Source organism: Flavobacterium sp. (genome assembly GCF_028712645.1).
Lineage (GTDB): Bacteria > Bacteroidota > Bacteroidia > Flavobacteriales > Flavobacteriaceae > Flavobacterium.
Window position 1 is genome coordinate 1 of the sequence record NZ_JAQTPQ010000039.1, and the last position, 6,056, is coordinate 6,056.

Genomic DNA, 6,056 nt, shown 5'->3' on the forward strand with positions numbered 1-6,056 from the left:
ATTGATGTCAAAACTCGAAGGAGTTGTTTCTGGTCTTCCTGAATACCATTTTGCGCCTAATGCTATTTTTAGTTTATTTAATTCATAAGTTCCAGCCCAAGAAACGGAATGTTTTAATTCGAAATTATTTGAAAATTGAGTTTGATCTATGTCTGAATCAGGTTGGCCTGGATTTACTTCGTTACCTAAATCTTCATTTAAAAAGAGATAATTATTGTCGTTATAAGCATAGCTGAGCCAAGTAATAAAATGATTTATCTTCTTTTGTATCAGTAATTCTGTTCCATATACTTCATAGCCACCATTGATTTTCATAAATTCAAATTGGTTTTGAAATCCTTGGCTTGAACTGTTGATTCCAGTTACTTTTTTATAATAATTATCTATTGTAAACAACCAATTATTTTTAAGATACGTAAAACTTATTGATGCTTGCTTGCTTTTTTGAATAGGAATTGTAGTGTTGTTTGATAATATCCAGCGTCTTTTTTCTATTCCAAAATAATCTTTTTGTTGATCAATAATCTGATGGCAGTTTTGGCTTTTAAATTCGCCTAAAACCTCTACTATAAAGTTGGGTGTAATGCTATAATTAAATTTCAGTCTTGGTTCTACAATATATTTTTTAAATTGTTCTATATAATTCAATCTACCTCCAATATTGAGATATAAATTAGAAATACTGTCATTATATTTTCCTTCTAAAATTAATGCATGTGTTCGTATTACTTCTTTAATTCTTCTGTAAAATATAGGATTATTTACTTCATCTAAATTAGTAACTCCAACTTCATTTAATTGGTATCCATCATTAATTATAAATTTTGAATTTATTTTATGATTGTTTTCTAATTTAAAACCTGTATCAAAGACTAAATTTTCTTGTCGGACATTTTGATTATCTTGTATTTTATTTTTTTCTGCATCAAGTTCATAAGAGGAGACAAACATATTTATTTTGGTTGTGTTCTCTGTGTTCCAATTTCGTATAAACATAAGATCTCCACCATGGTTTTTTTGATATAAAACATTATTTTCAGACTTGATTACATTATCTGTTTTTGTTGTTTGAAGAACTTTAAGTTGATCATCTATGGTGATTAAATCTAATATTAGATGGTTTTTTTGACCAATTTTTTGAGAGTATTTTAGGGTAATATCATAAAAATTAAATTTCTCATCATTAGTGTAATCTATATTTTGAGAATTAGAAAAATTAGTAATTGTAGTGTTCTGGAATGCTTTGTTGAAATATTTATCGTAGGTAGGAGTTTTTACTAAATCGGTTATAGATTTTCTAGCTGCAATTTCAATGAATCCTTTTTTATTGAGATTAAACTTCGAATAAAGATCGGCATTTATCATATTGATACCAGCACTGATAGTGTTTTTTTCAAATTTATTTGGATTCGAAGAGATATCAACAACACTTGAAACGCTTTCGCCATAAAAAGCGGAACTTCCATTTTTTGAAATAGTAATAGAATGGGCTAAGTTAGGATTGAAGGCAGAGATTAAACCAAAAAAATGTCCCGTTTGGTACATTTTTATTCCATTCCACAAAAATAAGTTTTGATCATGGGTTCCACCTCTTACATTTATACTGGAAAGACTTTCATCGGCACTATAAATTCCAGGAATTTGCAGCATAGTTTGTAATACGTCAGGTTCAATTAAACCGGGTAATATTCCCAACCTTTTTGGTTGTATCAAATAAGTTCCATCGACGGTTCTTGTAATTCCAGAAGCCAAAAAATGATTAGTACTTACATTATCTAATTCTAAAACTTCAAAATCAAGATAAATTTTCATACAATCTTTATCTTGATTTTCAGGAATTGGAATTTTTTTTGATTCAAAACCAATATGACTAATAGCTATTGCGGTTGATTTTTTTTTATAGAGTTCAAAAAAGCCATTTTTATCCGTTGTAGTATAATCACCATTTATAAACTGAATGTTTACATCCTCTTGTGGCAAATTGTCATTTTTTGAATATACGTAGCCACATACGAGTTCTAACACTTTTTTGCTTGAGATAGTAACGAATTTATTATCTATATTTTCAAATAGGAGGTTGGTTTTTTGTCTAAGATAAATTAATTTTTCACTTAGATTTAGTGTCTTTTTTGGGGGCTCAATTTTAAAAATAATTATATCACCATCAATGTAGTTAAAATTGATATGATGTTGTTTTTCTATTGAATGTAGGATGGTTTTTAAAGCAATTGCTTTGCTTTTCTCTTGAGCATTACTACTCAGGACAAAAACAAAGCAAAAAAATAAAACATAAAGTTGTTTCTTCAACAGCATTTATTTTCCTTCAAAAATTATTTTATTTGAATTAATTTTTTTCGGTTCTAAATGATAGGTAGTTGCAATAATTTCTATGGCAATATCAAGATTATCTGTAGGTATTTTTCCTGTAAATAATTCTTCATTTGGACTCTCAGTCTTAACGTCAATTGTGATGTTATATTGCCTTTGAATTTCATCTAAGATATTTTGTAAATTTTCTTTATTGAAAGCAATTTGATTTTCAAGCCATTCTGGTTTTTGTACGCTAGTTCCAGAGTTTATTTGGTTTCCGTTTTCAAAAGAAACACTTTGACCGTGAGTTAAAATAATCTCTTTATCTTTGTAATTTACTTTTACCCTTCCTTCAAAACAAGTAATGTCAAAACGATTTTTTCTTGCTTTTACATTGAATTGTGTTCCAAGAACTGCAATTTTTCCAAGATTAGTTTCTACTTCAAATTTCTTTCCTTTGGCAACTTTAAAGTAGGCTTCTCCCTTTAATTTGAGGTTTCTATGATTGTTCCAACCCCATTTTTTATATTCAATTTCAGTACCGGAGTTCAAAACCACTTCGGAATTGTCTGGTAATGAAAATGTGGTTCTTTGTCCGTTAGAAGCATATTGGGTTTCTGTCGAAAAATTCTGTATTGTAAAAGTAACTCCCAAAGCAAGAACTAATACAGCGGCAACTCTAAACATCCAGTTTTTATAAAGCGGAATTACTTTAGGTGCAGTTTTTTTGTGACTGAGAACATTTTCTAAAACTCTATTTTCATTAAAATCAGTAACTTTTAAATGAGCAGTATAGTTTTTTATTTTTTCATATTCTTCAAAGTCAGAGCTAGCTTTGAACTGAACTAACTCTTCAGGAGTCATTTCGTCATTAAGCCATTTTGCTAAATTGTAATTTTTTTTCATCACATTATTATTTATAAGTATAGAACAAATAAAGATTACTTTACCCTACTTTTATATTTTTATTGTTTTTCTTAGTTCAACTAGAGCTAAGTGGATTCGCTTTTCTACTGCTTTTACACTTATATTTAGTTCATCGGCGATTTCATTATATTTTTTACCATCTATTCGATGCATCAAAAAGGCTACACGCTGTGTTTCATTTAAATCTTCAATTGCTTTTAACAACTTGTTTTTAAATTGTTTTTCTTCAAGAATGTATTCAGGATTTTCATTTGTTTTGTCTAGACCAGAAAAATTATTTTCATATTCTAGGACTACCTTTTTATGTTTGATTTCGTTAAGGGAACTATTATTGGCAATTGTGTAAATATAAGACTTTGCTTTCTCGATAGGTACCGAAGCGCAATTTTGCCATAGTTTTATGAATGCTTCCTGACTCATATCTTCTGCCTGATCCTCGTTTCCATATTTGTAATAAAGAAAATTACGAAGAGGCTTTATATGGGTTTTAAAAAAGTTTGAAAAAACTATTTCGTTACAAGTATCTGAAAATGAATTAGTTGTCATTTATTTTAAATATTTCTAGCCTACAAATATATAATTTTTTAAATTTAGGTAGGGTATTTTAAGGTATAATTGTTTTATTATCGAACAATATATTTTCTTAATAATTTATTTGGACTAATAGTTTGTTTTAATTTTTTAATGTCTGTTTGGGGTAGATAGGCATTAAATTTTTTTTTAATTAGTACCAATATTCCAAGTGATATTTTCCTAAATATCGCTTGGATATTTTGGGTTCTATTTTTTTATATATTTGTTGAAACTTTACGTGGGGTAAATATGAAACATTTTAAATATTATACTAGTTTTTTAACTCTGTTTTTTCTTGTTACTGCTTGTCAAACAAGTTCAGTAGAGGAAGTGCACAGTACTCTTGAAACTATTTCGAGCACTACTCCTTTAACGACTGACGTTAAGAGGGTGGCTATGAAAAACACTTCTCAAGATGACATCATTGACAAATCAAATTGTTTTATGATAAAATTTCCTTATTCAGTTACTGTGAATAATGTTACTATTTCTATAAATACTTCAAGTGATTATCAATTAGTTCTTAATAATATTAATGCGAATACTAATGATAATGACATTGTTAGTATTCATTTTCCTATTACAGTAACTTTTGAAGATTACACTGAAAAAAGTATTGCAAATCAAACTAATTTTAATAGTTTAGTTGCTGAATGCCAATCTAATTTAAATGATTTTGGAAAGATAAATTGCATAACAATTTCTTATCCAATAGTAGTTAATGTTTATGATTCTAATAATCAAATTGCTAGTGCAATTTCAATTAATGATAATTTATCCTTGTATAATTTTATTGCCAATTTAGCTGTCGACAAATATATTTCTATTAGCTATCCTATTAATGTTAAGGATGAAAATGATCAAAATATAATAATTACATCCAATAATCAACTTGAAGATGTAATCAAAAGTGCAGTAGATAATTGTTCTGAAAACAATGTCGTTGTGCTTGATTTTATGCAAACAATAACAGCCAATTCTTGGAAAATTTCCTATTATTATAACGAGAATAATCGAACCTCTTATTATAATGGATATGTATTTACATTTAATTCTGACTTTACAGTAATTGCGACAAAATCAGGGAATACTTATAACGGGACTTGGTCAACAAAAATTGACAATGGAGTTAGGGAGTTTACAATCAAATTTCAATTGGATGCTTTAGGGAAATTAGATGAAGATTGGAAAGTATTTGAATTCAATATTTCCCAATTGCGTTTTAGATCTGAAGATGGTCTAAATGAAAATGATTACCTCTATTTTGAAAAAAATTAATTAAAAACAGATACAAATTTACTTAACCTTTTTAAATATTAATATTATGAAAAAAATTTCAATTTTTGTTTTAATTGCCATTGCAATAAGTTCTTGTTCGGATAATGCCTCTACAGGGAGTAATGTCTCTATCAAGGCTTCCGCAATATCCACAACTGGCAAGACTTCTTCAACTGGCAAGACTTCTTCAACTGCGAGAACAGCTGCGTCAACAGTGGTTATCACTGACTTTAAGGTTAATATCGGAAACATTAAATTGGAAACAGATATGGAAGATGCTATGCACAGTACCAATCCTTCTTTTGAAGATGTAAAATTAATGGGACCTTTTTTATTGGATTTACTAGATCCAAACAAACCTTTGAGTCAATTTATTACTACGGTTGATGTTCCCAATGCAAAATATGAAGAAATAAAATTTAATTTTACTAAAAGTCTTATTGCTGGAGATTTAGAAGGCAAAACTTTTTTGATTAAAGGAACTATTAACGACAAGCCATTTGTTATTTGGAGTGCTGAAGATATTGAACTTGAAATGGATTTTATGGATCCGTCTAAAGATTTTACAGTTAATGACAATAGCATTGCGCTTAATATAAAAATGCAACTTGATTCAATAATGGCAAAATTAACAACATTAGCAAATCAAGGTTTATTATTAGATACTGACGGAGATGGAGTAATTGAAATTACAACTGGTAATGATGATGGACATTATTCAATAGGACATCAATTTAAAGACTTACTCGAAAATGAAACTCATTTAGACGATAAAGACTAAAACTTATAAATTATCATTTCAAAAGAACCAGTCAATTTGACTGGTTTTTTTATTGAATATTATCTGAATTTTACAACTTTCTAACTTTGTGACTTTACAACTTTAGCTTATATTTGCACCTCAATAAAAGACAATTACATTTATGTTTGATAATTTAAGCGATAAACTAGACAAGGCCTTTCATATA

5 protein-coding genes are annotated in these 6,056 nt (G+C 28.3%); 2 read left to right on the top strand and 3 right to left on the bottom strand.

Translation table 11 applies throughout. The features are described 5' to 3' along the window. The 3 genes from PHC28_RS04695 to PHC28_RS04705 form a co-directional block, all read right to left on the bottom strand. Nucleotides 1-2,313, bottom strand: a 2,313-nt coding sequence (locus PHC28_RS04695; RefSeq protein WP_300096828.1) for a TonB-dependent receptor, incomplete at its 3' end; no start/stop codon positions are given. After that, a complete protein-coding gene (locus PHC28_RS04700; protein WP_300096829.1) occupies nucleotides 2,314-3,216 on the bottom strand; it encodes a FecR family protein in 903 nt (300 codons plus the stop codon). Between the two features lie 51 nt (nucleotides 3,217-3,267). Beyond that, entirely contained in the window at nucleotides 3,268-3,783 is a 516-nt protein-coding gene (locus PHC28_RS04705; protein ID WP_300096830.1) for a sigma-70 family RNA polymerase sigma factor, read from the bottom strand. Between the two features lie 276 nt (nucleotides 3,784-4,059). On the opposite strand from PHC28_RS04705, the gene PHC28_RS04710 reads away from it, so the two are divergent. Together PHC28_RS04710 and PHC28_RS04715 are read left to right on the top strand one after the other, a co-directional pair. Beyond that, on the top strand, nucleotides 4,060-5,088 hold the full coding sequence (locus PHC28_RS04710; RefSeq protein ID WP_300096831.1) for a hypothetical protein: 1,029 nt from the start codon (nucleotides 4,060-4,062) through the stop codon (nucleotides 5,086-5,088). A 46-nt stretch (nucleotides 5,089-5,134) separates the two neighbouring features. Beyond that, nucleotides 5,135-5,869: a hypothetical protein gene (locus tag PHC28_RS04715; RefSeq protein ID WP_300096832.1), complete on the top strand. Its 735-nt coding sequence runs from the start codon at nucleotides 5,135-5,137 to the stop codon at nucleotides 5,867-5,869. The last annotated feature ends 187 nt before the right edge of the window (nucleotides 5,870-6,056 follow it).